Here is a 15,637-nt window from a genome sequence, read left to right on the forward strand (position 1 = left end):
GCAGCCGGCCAGACTGCGCGCCATGATCAGCTGCGCGTCTTCTGCTCCGTCCGCCACGCACCCGCCCCATCTGCAGGCCCTGCTGCTGCGGCATCTGCCGGAGCTGCTCGGCGAGATCGAGCCTGCGGCCGTCGAGCTGCTGCTGCAGCGCCTGGAATGGGTGGAGATCGCCGCCGGCCAGCCGCTCATGACCCAGGGCGAGCCGGGCGACGCCATGTACCTGCTCGTCAGCGGCCGCCTGCGCACCTATATCGGCAACGAGTTCGGCGAGCAGCGCGCGGTGCGCGAGATCGCGCGCGGGCAGATCGTCGGCGAGATGAGCTTGTTCACCGACGAGCCGCGCTCGGCCACCCTGGTGGCGATCCGCGACTCGGTGCTGGTGCGCCTGTCCAAGCAGCACTTCAAGCAGTTGCTGGGCATCAGCGAGCAGGTCTCGATCGCGCTGACGCGCCAGATCATCGCCCGCCTCAAGACCGAGGGCAGCCGCTCCCTGCTGGACAAGCCGGTCACGATCGGCCTGGTGCCGATCAGCGCCGGCGTCGATGCGCTGGACTTCGCGCGCCAGCTGGCCGGCCAGCTGAGGCAGCATGGCCGGGTCGCCCTGATCACCGCGGCCGAGCTGGATGCGCAGCTGCTGACGCCCGGCATCAGCGCGCGCCCGCCCGAGGATCTGGATGCGAGCCGGCGCATCGCGGTGCGCCTGGACGAGATCGAATCGCTGCACGACTTCGTGCTGCTGGTGAGCGATGCCAGCGCCACGCCCTGGACGCAGCGCTGCTGCCGCCATTGCGACGAGCTGCTGCTGCTGGCCGATGCCGACCAGCCGGCGCGCCTGCACGAGATCGAGACCGAATGCCTGGTCTGCCGGCCGCCGCGCACCGAGGCCACCGAGATCCTGGTGCTGCTGCACCCGAGCGAGCGGCTCAGCCCGCAGGGCACGGCCGACTGGCTGGCGCGCCGCCCGCTCGCCGACCACCAGCACATCCGCCCGCGCCTGGCCGGCGACATCGCCAGGCTGGCGCGGCTGGTGAGCCGCCAGGGCGTCGGGCTGGTGCTGGCCGGCGGCGGCGCGCGCGGCTTTGCCCATATCGGCATCTACCGCGCGCTGCAGGAGCATGGCGAGCAGATCGACATGGTGGGCGGCACCAGCGTGGGCGCGGTGATGGCGGTGCTGGTGGCGAGCGACCAGCCGCTCGAACTGCTGGTGAACACGGCGCGGCGCGCCTTCGCGCTCAACCCCACCGGCGACTTCAACTGGCTGCCGCTGGTCTCGCTGATCCGCGGCCAGCGCCTGCGCCGCAGCGTCGAGCACAACATCCAGGTGCTCACCGGCCATGCCGCCCAGGCCGAGGACCTGTGGAAGAACTTCTTCTGCGTCGCCACCAACTACTCGCAGGCGCGCGAACAGGTGCTGCAGCGCGGCTCGCTGCTGAAGGCCATCCTCGCCAGCGTGGCGATCCCGGGGGCCCTGCCGCCGGTCATCCACGAGGGCGATCTGCTCTGCGACGGCGGCAGCTTCAACAACCTGCCGGTGGACGTGATGCGGCGCCGCTGGGGCATCGGCCGCGTGATCGCGGTGGACCTGAGCGCCCACAAGCCGCGCCGGCTCGATTTCGACGAGGTGCCGGGGCCCTGGGCGCTGCTGCGCGATCGCCTGCGCCCGCGCGCCCGGCGCCGCTACCGCCTGCCCTCGCTGGCGGCCTATCTGATGAACGTCACCGTGCTCTACAGCAACTCGCGCCAGCGCGAGGCGCGCCAGCAGATCGACCTGTACTTCAACCCGCCGCTGACACGCGTGGGCATGCTGGAGTGGAGCCGCTTCGACGACATCGTCGAACAAGGCTACCAGCATGGCCTCGAGGTGCTGGCGGCCGCTGCCGCTGCCGCTAGGGCCGGTTAACACGACCGGGAACCCCGCATGAACATGACGCCAAACGACGCACGCCACGACCCGGCCCCGGCCACCGCGGCGGGCCTGCTGGCCCGCCTGGCCCATGCCTGGCAGAGCCGCTTCCTCGCCGGCGAACCCTCCGAGCAGCCCGGCGCCGGCCTGGATCCGCGCCTGCTGGCCTGCGCCGAGAAGATCTGCTCGGCCAGCGATGCGCTGCGCCTGATACGGCCCGGCTCGCATGTGTTCGTGGGCACGGCCTGCGCCACGCCGCGCAGCCTGGTGGCGGCGCTGGAGGCGCTCGCGCCGGCGCCGCAGGACGTGGAGCTGCTGCACTTCCTCACCGACCGCGCGGTGCAGCACGACGCCGCCGGCGCGCCGCTCACCAAGTACCGGCATCGCTGCTTCTTCGTCGGGCAGGACATGCGCGCCGCGGTGCGCCAGGGCCTGGCGGACTATGTGCCGATCTCGCTGGCGCGCGTGCCCCAGCTGATCGCGATCGGCCGCATCCCGGTCGACGTGGCGCTGATCCAGGTCTCGATGCCCGACGAGTTCGGCTACGTGAGCCTGGGCGTCTCGGTGGACGTGAGCAAGGCGGCGGTGGCCAAGGCTGGGCTGGTGATCGCCGAGGTCAACCCGCACATGCCGCGCACCATGGGCGACTCGACCCTGCATGTGGGCGAGATCGACCATCTGGTGCCGGTGGACACGCCGCTGATCGAGTACCAGCACCAGGCACCGCAGGGCGAGATCTCGGAGCAGATCGCGCGCTACATCGGCAGCGTGATCGACGACGGCTCGACGCTGCAGATCGGCCTCGGCCGCTTCAGCAACGAGGCGCTCAAGTACCTGGTGGACCGCCAGGACCTGGGCATCCATTCGGACGTCATCACCGACGCCATCATCCCGCTGCTGGAGCGCGGCATCCTCACCGGCCGGCGCAAGAGCCAGCAGCGCGGCAAGATCGTCACGAGCTTCGCGATGGGCTCGCGCCGGCTCTACGAGCTGATCGACGGCAACCCGCTGTTCTCCTTCCAGCCCATCGAGGCGGTGTGCGACGCCTGGACCATTGCCGCCCAGCACAAGATGGTGTCGGTGACGCAGGCCTTCGCGGTGGACCTGACCGGCCAGGTCTGCGTGGACCAGTTCCACGGCGATTTCTACGGCGGCCTGGCGGCGCAGGCCGAGTTCCTGCAGGGGGCCTCGCGCTCGCCCGGCGGCAAGGCCATCATCTGCCTGGCCGCCACCGAGGACGACGGCCTGAGCTCGCGCATCCGCGCCAGCCTGCAGGCCGGCGAGGGCGTGGCGATCGCGCGCAGCGACGTGCACTACGTCATCACCGAGTACGGCATCGCCCATCTGTTCGGCAAGTCGATCCGCGAGCGCGCGGTGGCGCTGATCCAGATCGCCCACCCGGCAGCGCGCCCGGGCCTGCTGGAGGCGGCCCAGGCGCTGGGCTATGTGCCGGCCGACCAGGGCCTGCGCAATCTGCATGCCTATGCCGTGCAGGACGAGCGCCAGCTGCGCTTGAAGGACGGCCGCCCGCTGCTGCTGCGCCCGGCCCAGGCCAGCGATGGCGACGCGATCCGCGCGCTCTTCCATCAGCTGCCCGAACGCGACATCTACACGCGCTTCTTCCGCAAGCTGCGCGGCCTCTCCAACCGTGACGTGCAGCGCCTGTGCAATCTCAACGACGAGAACGAGGTCGCCCTGGTTGCGACCAGCGGCCCGCGCGAGCAGCCGGAGCTGGTGGCGCATGCGATGTACATGGTCGACCCCAGCACCAATCTGGCCGAGACCGCCTTCATGGTGCACCCCGACTGGCAGGGCCAGGGCCTGGGGGGCCGCCTGCAGCAGCGCCTGGCCGAGCATGCGGCCGCGCGCGGCGTGCGCGGCTTCGTGGCCGAGATCCTCGCCACCAACGAGCACATGATCCGGCTGGCGCGCAGCAGCGGCAAGGACGTGAAGGTGGAGCACGAGGGCAGCAGCGTGCGCGTCACGAGCCTGCTGTGAACGCCCAGCACGACACCAAGGCGCTGCTGCTGACCGATGTGGTCGACAGCACCCAGCTCTCCGAGGCGCTGGGCGATGCCGCGATGGCCCGGGTCTGGACCGACCATGACCGCGTCGCGCGCGACCTGCTGCCGCCCTGGCGCGGCCGCGAGATCGACAAGACCGACGGCATGCTGCTGCTGTTCGATGCCGCCGCCGATGCGGTCGGCTATGCCCAGGCCTATCACCGCGCCCTGGCCGCGCTGCCGGTGCCGCTGCGCGCGCGTGCCGGCCTGCATGTCGGGCCGGTGCTGCTGCGCGAGAACGCCGCCGCGGACGTGATGCGCGGCGCCAAGCCGCTGGAAGTGGACGGCCTGGCCAAGCCCACCGCGGCGCGCGTCATGGCGATCGCCCGGGGCGGCCAGACCCTGCTCAGCGCAGAAGCGCGCGCCGCGCTGGGCACGCCCGACGGCTGCCGGCTCGACTCGCACGGGCATTGGATGATGAAGGGCCTGTCGGCGCCGGTGGAGATCTTCGAGGTCGGGCCGCCCGAGCAGCTGCCGACGGCGCCGCCCGATGGCGACAAGGTCTACCGCGTGGTGCAGGTGGACGGGCGCTGGCTGCCGGTGCAGGCCATTCCCAACAACCTGCCGCAGCAGAGTACCCCCTTCATCGGCCGCGAGCAGGAGCTGCGCGACATCAAAGCCCTGCTGGGCAGCGCCCGCCTGGTGACCCTGCTGGGCATGGGCGGGCTGGGCAAGACCCGGCTCTCGCTGCAGGCCGCGGCCGAGCTGATGCACCAGTTCCCCGACGGCGTGTGGTTCCTCGACCTGGCGCCGATCAGCGACCCCGCGCTCGCGCTGGCCGAAGCGGCCCAGGTGCTGGGCGTGCGCGAGGAGCCCGAGCGCAGCCTGCTGCAATCGGTGTGCAGCTTTCTGCAGACGCGCCGCGTGCTGATGGTGTTCGACAACTGCGAACACCTCATCAAGCCGGCGGCCGAGATGGCGCACGCCATCGTCAGGGCGGCCCCGCATGTGCGCCTGGCCGCCTCCAGCCGCGAGGCCCTGCGCATCCCGGGCGAGCATGCCTATCTGGTGCAGCCGCTGCCGGTGCCGCGCGCCGGCGACGACCTCGCCACGCTGCGCCAGTCCACCGCGGTGCGCCTGTTCGTCGCGCGCGCCCAGGCGCACCGGCCCGGCTTCGAACTGGACGAGGCGCAGGCCCCCGCGGTGGCCGAGCTGGTGGCGCGCCTGGAGGGCATACCGCTGGCGCTCGAGCTGGTGGCGGCGCGCCTGCGCACGCTCTCCCTGGCCGACATCAACCGCCGCCTGGGCAACCGCTTCAAGCTGCTCACCGGCGGCTCGCAGGTGCTGCAGCAGCGCCAGCAATCGCTGCGTGCGCTGGTCGACTGGTCCTACGACCTGCTGCCCGAGGCCGAACAGCTGCTCTTGCAGCGCCTCGCCGTGTTCAGGGGCGGGCTGGACATGGAGGCCGCCGAGGCCGTGTGCGGCGGCACGCCGCTCGACGTCGACGCGGTGCTGGACCTGCTGGGCGCCCTGGTGGAGAAATCGCTGCTGATGCAGGCCGAGACCGCCGACGGCATGCGCTACCAGATGCTGGAGACGATACGCGAATACGCGCTTGAAAAGCTCGCCGCCGCCGGCACGCTGGAGGCCATGGGTGGGCAGCATGGCGCGCATTACTTCGCCTTCGCCAAGCTGGGGCGCGACGGCCTGCACGGCCCCCAGCAGGGCTACTGGCTGGGCCGGCTCGAGACCGAGCAGGACAATCTGCGTGCCGCCACCGGGCATGCGCTCGGCCCCGGCAGCAACCCGATTCTGGCGCTGAAGCTGGCCGTGGCCCTGCAGGGCTTCTGGATCCTGCGCGGCTATTCGGGCGAGGGGCGTGCCCTGCTGCGCGGCCTGCTGGCCCTGCCGGCGGTGCAGGCCGACGCGCAGGCCCATGCCCATGCCCTCTACGTGGCCGCGGCGCTGGCCTGGAGCCAGAGCGACCACGCCGCCGCGCTGGCCGATCTGCAGACCTGCCTGGCGCTGCGGCGCCAGCGCGACAACCCCTTCGACGTGGCCGCCACCCTCTCCACGCTGGCGCTGACGCGCCTGGGCTGCGCCGATGCGGCCGGCGCGCTGGCGGCCGACCACGAGGCCCTGCAGCTGTTCCAGCTCTGCGGCAACCAGGTCGGCGAGGCCACGGTGCAGCTGCAGCTGGGCCAGATCCACGCCTGGTGCGGCGCGGCCGCCCAGGCCGCCACGCACCTGCAGGCCGCGCTGCAGCTGGCGCGCCAGATCAAGCATCTCGAGACCGAGGCCGAGGCCGAGCTCTCGCTGGCCCAGCTGGACTTCGAGGCCGGCGCGCTGGGCGCCGCCGAAGCGGGGCTGGCGCGCTCGCTGAAGATCTGCCTGGCGGCGGGCGACCGGCGCGGCGCGGCGCACGCCCTGTGGTGGCTGGGCAAGCTGGACCTGCTGGCCGGCCGCCAGGCGCCGGCATGCGAGCGCCTCGCCGAGGCGCTGAGCGCCTTCAATGCCTTCGACATGCGCGAGCATCTGCTGGGCTGCCTGGAAGACCATGCCGCACTGGGCCTGCTGCTGGAGCAGCCGCAGGCGGCCATCGCGCTGGCCTCCTGCACGCAGCAGTTGCGCGAGAACGCCCGCCTGACGCGTCCGCGCCTGGCCCAGGGGCGCTGGCAGGCCCTGCTGGCGCGCCTGCGCGCGGCCAGCCCCGACGAGGCCTTCTTCGAGGCGCCCTGGCAGCAGGCGCGCGACTGGGATACCGCCCAGGCGCTGCGCCGGGCGCTGACGCTGGCGCTACCCGCCGGGCGCCTGCATTGAGGCGCGCGCGCCGCTCAGGGGCGGCGGCGCGGTATCAGCAGCAGGGCGGCCACCGCCCCCAGCGCCAGGTAAAGCGAGTCGGGCTCGGGCACTTGCTGGCCGCTTCCCGGCAGCGCTGCCTGGCTGTAGACCACAAGCCCCTGGTCGTTGATGGTGCTGCGCAGTCCCAGGTCATGGCCGTTGCCGTCCTTGCCAAGGCGGCCCTGGCCCGCGTCATCCCGGTGGAACACCAGTTGATCGAATCCAAGCAGGTCGGCCTGCACGTCCTCGGCCGACGAGCTTGGATCGGGGTCGTTGCAATGCAGGCAGGTCAGTTGCGGCAGCCCGTAGTCATACTGGAAGGAAAACTGGTTGAAATTGGCCGCGGCAAAGCCATTCAGCTGGTTCGGCGATACCGCGGAGAAGCTGCTCCAGCTGCGCAGGTGCAACAGCGTGCGGTCGATCTCCACCAGGTCCACATGCATATTGAAGCTGGCGCTGACGGCGTTGGCCGGGTTGGCGGTCTCGAACAGCGTGAGGCTCACGCTGGCCCAGATGTTCTCGCCGGTGAGATCGACGAAATCGTTGTTGTGGCTGAGCGCATAGTCCACCCAGCTGTCGGGCAGGTTGAAGCTGAAGCTGCCACGGTAGGAGAGCTCGGGCAGGGTCGGGCCGAACTGCGGGTCGTAGGAACCCACCACGACCCCCGCCTGGGCCGGGCCGAGGCTGGCGCAGGCCAGCGCCAGGGCGGCGAGGCTGGGTAGACGATGCTTGTTCATGGCTGTTCTCCCTGAGGGTTTGCAAGCCACGGACTGTTGCAGCGCAGCGGCAGCGCCGTCTTGAAAAAGCTATGAAATCGGCCGCTGGCGGCCACCCATCCTAGGGGTCAGCCGGCTTCCAGTGCCGCGGCAATTTCGCCGCGCACATGCTCGGCCAGCGCGCGCCGATCGGCATGCGCGGTCTCCATCGCCGGCAGGATCTGCACCGCGATGCCCAGGCCGCGGGCGCTGGCGATGGCCCACAGGCTTTGCAGCAGCGTCATGTCGCCGATATAGCGCGCCGCGCTGCTGAAGCGTTCGCCCGGCTCATGCCAGCGCAGCACCAGGGGTTGGAGCGGGATCTCGGTGGCGATGGCGGCCTGCAGCAGATTGCCGTGGAAGGGCAGCAACTCGGGGCCGGCACCGGTGGTGCCCTCGGGGAACACCGCCACGGTGTCGCCGGCCTTGAGCGCCTCGGCGGTCTGGTGCACCACGCGCAGCGCGTCGCGCTTGCTGGCGCGCTCGATGAAGAGCGTGCCCACGCCGGCGGTCAGCGCGCCGACGATGGGCCAGTGCTTCACATCCGCCTTGGAGACGAAGCGCGCCTCGGGCAGCACCGCGTGCACGGCGGCGATGTCCAGCCAGGACACATGGTTGGCCAGCAGCAGCTTGGCGCCGGGCCGGGCCCGGCCCGTGCAAGCCAGGCGCACCCCCAGCAGGCGCAGCAGGCCGCCCGACCAGCGCTGCACCCGGGCATGGCGCGCGGCCTGGTCCAGGCTGCCGAAGCGCAGCTTGATGAGCAGCAGCCCCCACAGCACGTGCAGGACCATGCGCAGCAAGCGACAAACGGCGATCAGGCTGCGCATCTCAGGCGGCAGCCTGTGCAGCTTGGTCGGCGGCTTCGTGCGCAATATGCCCGGCCACCACCGTGTAGCGCACCCGGGCCGGCAGCTCGAAGCCGGTGATCTCGAAGGCGAACGGCGTGTGCTTGCCCTGGCTCACCAGCTGCTCGGGCGTCACCGCCCAATGCTGGGTCGGATCGAAGATGCACAGATCGGCCACGCCGCCGTCCACCAGGCGGCCGGCGCTGGCCGCCAGCGAGCCCAGCGCCGAGCCCAGCACGCGCACCGGCTCGCAGCTCACCACCGCGAGCGCGCGGGCAAGCGGCTGGCCCTCGTCATGGGCCCATTTGAGCGCCAGGCTCAGGAGCAGTTCCAGGCCGGTGGCGCCGGGCATGGCCTCGGCAAAGGGCAGCGTCTTCTCGTCGCTCTCCACCGGCATGTGGTCGCTCACCAGCGCATCCAGCGTGCCATCGGCGAGCGCGGCACGCAGCGCAGCGCGGTCGCGGCCCTGGCGCAGCGGCGGGTTCAGGCGCATCGCCGGGTTGAAGTAGCCGATGTCCACGTCGGTGAGGTGCAGCGAGTTGATCGACACGTCGGCGGTCACCGCCAGGCCCTCGCGCTTGGCCGCGCGCACCAACTCCACGCCGGCGGCGCTGGAAATGCGGCACAGGTGCACGCGCGCGCCGGTGGCGCGCATCAGCTCGAAGATGGTGTGCAGGGCCACCGTCTCGGCCGTCACCGGCACGCCGGCCAGGCCCAGGCGCGTGGCCACCGCGCCGCTGGCCGCCACACCACCGCCCAGCCAGGGGTCCATGGGATGCAGCCAGACCGTGTAGTCGAAGGTGGCGGCGTATTGCAGCGCGCGCGTCAGGAACTGGTTGTTCTTGATCGGGTGCTCGGCCTGCGAGAAGCCCACGCAGCCGGCCTCGGTGAGCTCGGCCATCTCGGTGAGCGTCTCGCCGGCCAGGCCGCGCGTCAGCGCGCCGAGCGGGAACAGCCGGCACAGGCTCAGCTTGCGGGCGCGGAACTTGAGCATCTCCACCAGGCCGGGTTCGTCCAGCGCGGGGTCGGTGTCGGGCGGGCAGACCAGGCTGGTGACGCCACCGGCCGCGGCGGCGTTGAGCTCGCTCTCCAGCATGCCCTTCTGCTCCAGGCCGGGCTCGCGCAGACGCGCCGCCAGGTCCACCAGGCCGGGCGCGACGATCAGGCCCGTCGCATCGATGACGCGCTGGGCATCGAAGTCGCCCGCCACATCGCCCAAGCCGACGATGCGGCCGGCCGCGATCGCCACATCGCCGATGCGGTCCAGGCCCGAGGCCGGGTCGACCAGACGGCCGTTCTTGATCAGTATCTTCATGCTTCGTTCCCTGCAAGGATGCTCATCACGGCCATGCGCACCGCGATACCGAAGGTCACCTGGGGCAGGATCACGCTCTGGCCGCCATCGGCCACGCTGGAGGCGATCTCGACGCCGCGGTTGATCGGGCCCGGATGCATCACGATGGCATCGGGCTTGGCGAGCGCCAGCTTCTCGGGCGTGAGGCCGAAGTTCTTGAAGAACTCACCGGCGCTGGGCAGCATGGCGCCGCTCATGCGCTCGTTCTGCAGGCGCAGCATGATGATGACGTCGGCATCGCGCACGCCCTCGGCCATGTCGTGGCAGACGCGCACGCCCATCTCGCGCAGGTCACCCGGCACCAGGGTCTTGGGGCCGACCGCGCGGATCTCCGGCACGCCCAGGATGTTGAGCGCATGGATGTCGGAGCGGGCCACGCGCGAGTGCACGATATCGCCCACGATGGCCACCGTCAGGTTGCGGAAGTCCTTCTTGTAGTGGCGGATCGTGTACATGTCCAGGAGGCCCTGGGTCGGATGCGCGTGGCGGCCGTCGCCGGCGTTCACCACATGCACATGCGGGGCGCAGTGCTGGGCGATCAGATAGGGCGCGCCCGACTCGCTGTGCCGCACCACAAACATGTCGGCATGCATGGCACTGAGGTTGGCCACCGTGTCCAAGAGGGTCTCGCCCTTGGCGGTGCTGGACCTGGCGATGTCCAGGTTGATGACGTCCGCCGAGAGCCGCTTGGCGGCGATCTCGAAGGTGGTGCGGGTGCGCGTGCTGTTCTCGAAGAACAGGTTGAACACCGACTTGCCGCGCAGCAGCGGCACCTTCTTCACATCGCGGTCGTTCACCGAGAGGAAGGTGCCGGCGGTGTCGAGGATCTGGTGGATGGTGGCCTGGGGCAGGCCCTCGATGGAGAGCAGGTGCACCAGCTCGCCATGCTTGTTCAGTTGGGGGTTGCGTTTGGAGAGCATCTCAGTCGCCCTTCAGGTCAAAGCTGAAACGGCCGCTCTCGTCGCGCGCCAGGCGCAGGCGCTGTGCGGCGGCCAGGTTGACACGCGCGGCCGAGAAGGCCGGCTCGATCGGCAGCTCGCGGCCACCGCGGTCCACCAGCACCGCCAGCGTGACGCTGGCCGGGCGGCCGAAGTCGAACAGCTCGTTGATGACGGCGCGCGTGGTGCGGCCGGTATAGAGCACATCGTCGATCAGCAGGATGTGGCGGCCCTCCACCTCGAAGGGCAGCTTGGTGTGGTCGGCGCTGGCCGACATGCCCTTGGAGCCGAAGTCGTCGCGGTGCAGGGAGCTGGAGATCACGCCGGGCTCGCCGGCCAGGCTCAGATCGCGCTGCAGACGCTCGGCCAGCCAGGCGCCGCCGGACCAGATGCCCACCAGCACGGTGTCGGGGTGCAAGAGCCTGCTGACGCCCTTCAGCAGGTCGGCGTACAGCGCCTCGGCGTCGAGTAAGAGAGTGCTCATGATGTTGGCTGCTATGAATGCTCGCGAAAGAATTGTTCCAGGATCAGCGCGGCGGCGGCCGAGTCCACATCGCGCGCGCCCTGGGCCTCGGCCTCGACGCTGGTGTAGCGCTCGTCCACCTCGTAGACGGGCAGGCGGAAGCGGCCCTTGAGCTGGCGGCCGAAGCGGCGCGCCGCCAGGGTCATCTCATGCTCGGCGCCATCGGGGTGGAAGGGCACGCCGACCACCAGCGCGTCGGGCTGCCATTCCTTGATGAGCTTCTCGATCGCCGCGAAGCGCTGGGCATCGCCGTCGGCGGCGATATGGCGCAGCGCCTCGGCGGACTTGAGGAAGGCATTGCCGGTGGCGACGCCGATGCGTCGGGTGCCGAAATCAAATGCCAATAGAGATTGTGGAATTCGGGCCGGGGTCTGCACGGCCGGGCTCATGCGTGGCCGGCCTCTTGGCTCAGCATGCGCGGGTCGATGCCCAGCAATCCGAGCGCCTTCTCGTAGCGCTGCTCCACCGGCGTGTCGAAGATGATCTCGGGCGCGGCGTCCACATTGAGCCAGCCATTGCGGCCGATTTCCTCTTCCAGCTGGCCGGCGGCCCAGCCGCTATAGCCCAGCGTGATGAGCAGGCGCTTGGGGCCGGCACCGTTGGAGAGCGCCTCCAGCACGTCGCGGCTGGTGGTCATCTCCAGGCCGCCGGGCACGGCCAGGGTGGCGTTGTAGTGGCCGCCCTGCGCATCCAGCGGCTCGTGCAGCACGAAGCCGCGCTCGGTCTGCACCGGGCCGCCATAGAACACCGGGCGCGCCGCCAGGTCCTCGTCCTCCAGGCTCAGCTCGACCTTCTCGAACAGATTGCCCAGCGTCAGCGAGATCGGCTTGTTGATCACCAGGCCCAGCGCGCCCTTCTCGTTGTGCTCGCACATATAGACCACCGAGCCGGCAAAGCTGTCGTCCAGCATGCCCGGCATGGCGATCAGGAATTGGTTGGTGAGGTCGATGCGGGCCTTGGACATGGGGGCATTTTATTTCATCGACACTCGCGGCCATGGAAAAGATCCACCGACGTGCCCTGGTCTGGTTCCGCCGCGATCTGCGCGCCGACGACCACGCCGCGCTTTACCACGCCCTCAGGCACAGCGCGGAGGTGCTGTGCGTGTTCGTGCTGGACCGCGAGATCCTCGACGCCCTGCCGCGCGCCGACCGCCGCGTCGAGTTCATCCTCGACGCGCTGACGGTGCTGAACGAGGAGCTCGCCGCGCTGCGGCCGGGTGCGGGCCTGATCGTGCGCCACGCGGTGGCGCGCGCGGAGCTGCCACGGCTGGCGGCCGAGCTGGGCGTGGACGCTGTGTTCTGCAACCACGATGACGAACCCCAGGCCCTGGCCCGCGACGCCGCCGTCAAGCAGGCCCTGCATGCCCAGGGCGTGGCCTTCTCCAGCCACAAGGACCACGTGATCTTCGAGCGCAGCGAGATCCTCACCGGACTGGGCCGGCCCTATGGCGTGTTCACGCCCTACAAGAACGCCTGGCTGCGCGCTGTCGATGCCTTCCAGCTGCGCAGCTATGCGGTGGCGCGCCATGCCGCCGCTCTGGCCGCGCTGGCGCCGCACGCGGGCCGGGTGCCGGGTCTTGCCGAGATCGGCTTCGAGCCCGCCGGCCTGCCGGACATCCTGCGCGGCGGCAGCCGTGGCGCGGCGCGGCTGTTCGATGAATTCCTGACGCGCATGGACCAGTACGACCGCACACGCGACTTCCCCGCCGTCAAGGGGCCCAGCTACCTCAGCACCCATCTGCGCTTCGGCACCATCTCGATCCGCCGGCTGGCGCGCGCCGCCCATGCGCGCATGCAGGGCGGCGACCATGGCGCCGAGGTCTGGCTCTCCGAGCTGATCTGGCGCGACTTCTACCACCAGGTGATGCACCACCACCCCCATGTGGTGGAGCGCGCCTTCCGGCCCGAGTACGAGCTGATCGAATGGGAGGACGGCGCGGCCGCCGAGGCCCTGTTCAAGGCCTGGTGCGAGGGCCGCACCGGCTACCCCATCGTCGATGCGGCGATGCTGCAGCTGAACCAGACCGGCTATATGCACAACCGCCTGCGCATGGTGGTGGCGAGCTTCCTGATCAAGGATCTGGGCGTCGACTGGCGCTGGGGCGAGCGCTATTTCGCGCAGCAGCTGCTGGATTTCGATCTCGCCGCCAACAACGGTGGCTGGCAATGGGCCGCCTCCAGCGGCTGCGATGCCCAGCCCTATTTCCGCATCTTCAACCCGGTCAGCCAGAGCGAGAAGTTCGACGCCGAGGGGCGCTTCATCAAGCGCTACCTGCCGCAGCTGGCCAAGCTGCCGCCCAAGCTGATCCATGCGCCCTGGCTGGCCAAGCCGCTGGAGCTGCAGGCCTGCGGTCTGCAGCTGGGGCGCGACTACCCGGCGCCGCTCGTGATCCATGAGCAGGCGCGCACGCGCACCCTCTTGCGCTATGCGGTGGTGAAGTCACGAGCCCTGGCTTAGCCAGCGCGCCAGGATGTCTCGATAGCGCTCCGACCAGCCGCGCAGGCCGTCGTCCCGGCCATCCAGCACGCTGCGCAGAAAGGCCAGGGTCAGGTCCTTGGTGGCGGCCTTGACCTGCGGGTTCAGCAGGGCGCCGCCGGTGCCGGCACGGTCGGTGAACATGCTGTGCGAGCCGCCCTCGAACACCGCCAGGGCCTTGGTGGCGCTGCCGGTGGCCTCGAAGACCCGCACGCGGTCGCGCGCGTCGGAGTAGTAGCCGGGGATGCGGATCACGTCCTCGGTGCTGGTGATGTGCAGGGTCGGGATGCGGATGGCTTGCAGGATGGCCGCCACATCCGGCTCGCCATAGAAGGGCGGCGCCGAGATGATGATGGCGGCCTTGATGCGCGGCTCGCGCAGATCCAGGGCCTGGCCGGCGCGCGTCCGGGGGGCGCGGGCCAGCAGCAGGGTGGTGTTGGCGCCATAGGAATGGCCGGCGGCCACGATGCGCTCGGTGTCGATACGCGCCGCCCATTCGCCATGCAGCATCTGGTCCAGCGCGAAGCGCACATCCCCCACGCGGTTGAGGGCCTCGCGCTCCTGCGCCGCGTCCTGCAGACGCGACACCAGGGTGAGCGGATTGCCGAACCAGAGTTCGCGGTCACTGCCGACATGCTGCACATGCAGGCTGGCAATGCCCTGCGAGGACCAGTAGGCGCCCAGATAGCTGTAGCCGCGGCGCGAGCCGCCGATGCCGTGCGAGAACACCACCAGGGGCACGCGCGCACCGTCCGCCACCTGCCTGGGCCAGTAGAGGCGGGCCGGTACGGCGCGCGCGCGACTGGCATCCACCCAGTCCAGATCGCGCTGCTCGTAGGCCGGGGCCTCGGCACCGGTGGCCTGCGCAATAGCGGCGGGCGGTGCCTCCAGCCGGTCGCGGCGATCGGCGCGGCATTGGCTGCCGACGATCAGGCTGGCGCTGAGCGCCAGCAGCAGCAGCAGGCTGCGGCGGCGCCAGTAGTTCATCAGAACAATTCCATGTCGCTGAGCTGCTCGACCTCGGTCATCTGCCCGCTCTGCACCAGCACCGCATGGCTTTGCACCTGGTTGCGGCCGTTCGCCTTGGCGTGATAGACGGCCTTGTCGGCACGCTCGAAGGCCATCGCCGGCGAATCGCCCACCCGCACCTGGGTGAAGCCCACGCTGACGGTGATCTGGCCGACCTGCGGAAACTGGTAGCTCTCGGTGTTGTGGCGCAGGCGCTCGAAGGCATGGGCGGCGTCGCTCTCGTCCTCGCAGCGCATCAGCACCACGAACTCCTCGCCGCCGAAGCGGTAGAGCAGGTCGTGGAAGCGGAAGCTGTTGCGCATCAGGCGCGACAGCAGCAGCAGCACCTCGTCGCCGATCAGGTGGCCGAAGCGGTCGTTCACCGACTTGAAGTGATCGATGTCGACGACGCCGATCCAGTAGCGCGGCTGGCCGTCCTCGTGGCGCCGGTCGCCATCGGCATGGGTCTGCGCTTCTTCATGCGCGCGCGGCAGCTCGCCCACGGCCTTGAGAAAGCTCTCGTCGAAGGTCTTGCGATTCAGCAGGCCGGTGAGGGTGTCGCGCTCGCTGTAGTCCAGCAGGCCCTGGAAGTTGTGATAGATGCGCAGGATGCCGCCCACCGTGCGCTGGTCGGAGGTCTTGAGCTTCTCGGTGGTGGTGATCTCCAGCACCCCGACCACCTCGCGGTCGGTCGCGAGCGGGAACAGCGTGGTCCAGCGCTCGCCATCGCGCAGCTGCATCACGCTGCGCTGGTGCATGCAATCCAGGCGCTTGGGATGATCCTCGGCGCGCGGCAGCTTGTCGGGATCGGCCCAGAGCGAATCGGCGCTCGCCACCACATCACCCGCGGCCAGGCGCGCGCGCGTGACCCAGCGCTGCTGGCCGGCGTCGCCCACGCAGCGGAAGATCGCCACCGAGCTCGGCTCCAGCATGTCGCGCAGGGCCGACACCAGGGTGACGTCCATGACGTCACGGTCCCGGAATCCGGT

Annotated in this window: 13 protein-coding genes; 4 read left to right on the forward strand and 9 right to left on the reverse strand. The window is 70.4% G+C overall.

All coding sequences use genetic code 11. The annotated features are described in order from the left end of the window. Positions 1–22 precede the first annotated feature (22 nt). Genes AC3WQY_RS17815 through AC3WQY_RS17825 form a run of 3 tightly spaced genes read left to right on the forward strand, consistent with a single transcriptional unit; the run spans position 23 to position 6,726 of the window. On the forward strand, positions 23–1,900 hold the full coding sequence (locus tag AC3WQY_RS17815) for a patatin-like phospholipase family protein (RefSeq protein ID WP_492709858.1): 1,878 nt from the start codon (positions 23–25) through the stop codon (positions 1,898–1,900). A gap of 18 nt (positions 1,901–1,918) precedes the next feature. Beyond that, positions 1,919–3,901, forward strand: coding sequence for a GNAT family N-acetyltransferase (locus AC3WQY_RS17820; RefSeq protein ID WP_492709859.1), 1,983 nt, complete (start codon positions 1,919–1,921; stop codon positions 3,899–3,901). Beyond that, on the forward strand, positions 3,898–6,726 hold the full coding sequence (locus AC3WQY_RS17825; RefSeq protein WP_492709860.1) for an ATP-binding protein: 2,829 nt from the start codon (positions 3,898–3,900) through the stop codon (positions 6,724–6,726). Before AC3WQY_RS17820 ends, AC3WQY_RS17825 begins: the two co-directional genes overlap by 4 nt. A 14-nt stretch (positions 6,727–6,740) precedes the next feature. Here AC3WQY_RS17825 and AC3WQY_RS17830 read toward each other — a convergent pair whose 3' ends face one another. From AC3WQY_RS17830 to AC3WQY_RS17860, 7 genes are all read right to left on the reverse strand, one after another. Further along, positions 6,741–7,484 (reverse strand): hypothetical protein, encoded by a 744-nt coding sequence (locus tag AC3WQY_RS17830; RefSeq protein ID WP_492709861.1) that lies wholly within the window; start codon positions 7,482–7,484, stop codon positions 6,741–6,743. Between the two features lie 107 nt (positions 7,485–7,591). Then, complete coding sequence (locus AC3WQY_RS17835; protein ID WP_492709862.1) at positions 7,592–8,293, reverse strand: lysophospholipid acyltransferase family protein; 702 nt, start codon at positions 8,291–8,293, stop codon at positions 7,592–7,594. Between the two features lie 37 nt (positions 8,294–8,330). After that, positions 8,331–9,662, reverse strand: a complete 1,332-nt coding sequence (locus AC3WQY_RS17840) for a dihydroorotase (protein ID WP_492709863.1) — start codon at positions 9,660–9,662, stop codon at positions 8,331–8,333. Next, positions 9,659–10,621, reverse strand: coding sequence for an aspartate carbamoyltransferase catalytic subunit (locus AC3WQY_RS17845; protein ID WP_285230977.1), 963 nt, complete (start codon positions 10,619–10,621; stop codon positions 9,659–9,661). Before AC3WQY_RS17845 ends, AC3WQY_RS17840 begins: the two co-directional genes overlap by 4 nt. Before the next feature lies 1 nt (position 10,622). Further along, entirely contained in the window at positions 10,623–11,123 is a 501-nt protein-coding gene (gene pyrR / locus AC3WQY_RS17850; RefSeq protein ID WP_492709864.1) for a bifunctional pyr operon transcriptional regulator/uracil phosphoribosyltransferase PyrR, read from the reverse strand. Between the two features lie 11 nt (positions 11,124–11,134). Continuing rightward, positions 11,135–11,551: a Holliday junction resolvase RuvX gene (gene ruvX / locus AC3WQY_RS17855; protein WP_492709865.1), complete on the reverse strand. Its 417-nt coding sequence runs from the start codon at positions 11,549–11,551 to the stop codon at positions 11,135–11,137. Then, positions 11,548–12,126, reverse strand: coding sequence for a YqgE/AlgH family protein (locus AC3WQY_RS17860; RefSeq protein WP_285230974.1), 579 nt, complete (start codon positions 12,124–12,126; stop codon positions 11,548–11,550). Before AC3WQY_RS17860 ends, ruvX begins: the two co-directional genes overlap by 4 nt. A 32-nt stretch (positions 12,127–12,158) precedes the next feature. On the opposite strand from AC3WQY_RS17860, the gene AC3WQY_RS17865 reads away from it, so the two are divergent. Beyond that, positions 12,159–13,622 carry a cryptochrome/photolyase family protein gene (locus AC3WQY_RS17865; RefSeq protein WP_492709866.1) on the forward strand — a complete coding sequence of 488 codons (1,464 nt, stop codon included), beginning with the start codon at positions 12,159–12,161 and terminating at the stop codon, positions 13,620–13,622. Here the strand turns inward: AC3WQY_RS17865 and AC3WQY_RS17870 are convergent. After that, positions 13,605–14,627, reverse strand: a complete 1,023-nt coding sequence (locus AC3WQY_RS17870) for an alpha/beta hydrolase family protein (RefSeq protein WP_492709867.1) — start codon at positions 14,625–14,627, stop codon at positions 13,605–13,607. The two genes, AC3WQY_RS17865 and AC3WQY_RS17870, sit on opposite strands and share 18 nt — an antisense overlap. After that, positions 14,627–15,613, reverse strand: a complete 987-nt coding sequence (locus tag AC3WQY_RS17875) for a GGDEF domain-containing protein (RefSeq protein WP_285230971.1) — start codon at positions 15,611–15,613, stop codon at positions 14,627–14,629. Before AC3WQY_RS17875 ends, AC3WQY_RS17870 begins: the two co-directional genes overlap by 1 nt. Positions 15,614–15,637: the final 24 nt, after the last annotated feature.

It is taken from the genome of Roseateles sp. FW301-B2, assembly GCF_058788955.1.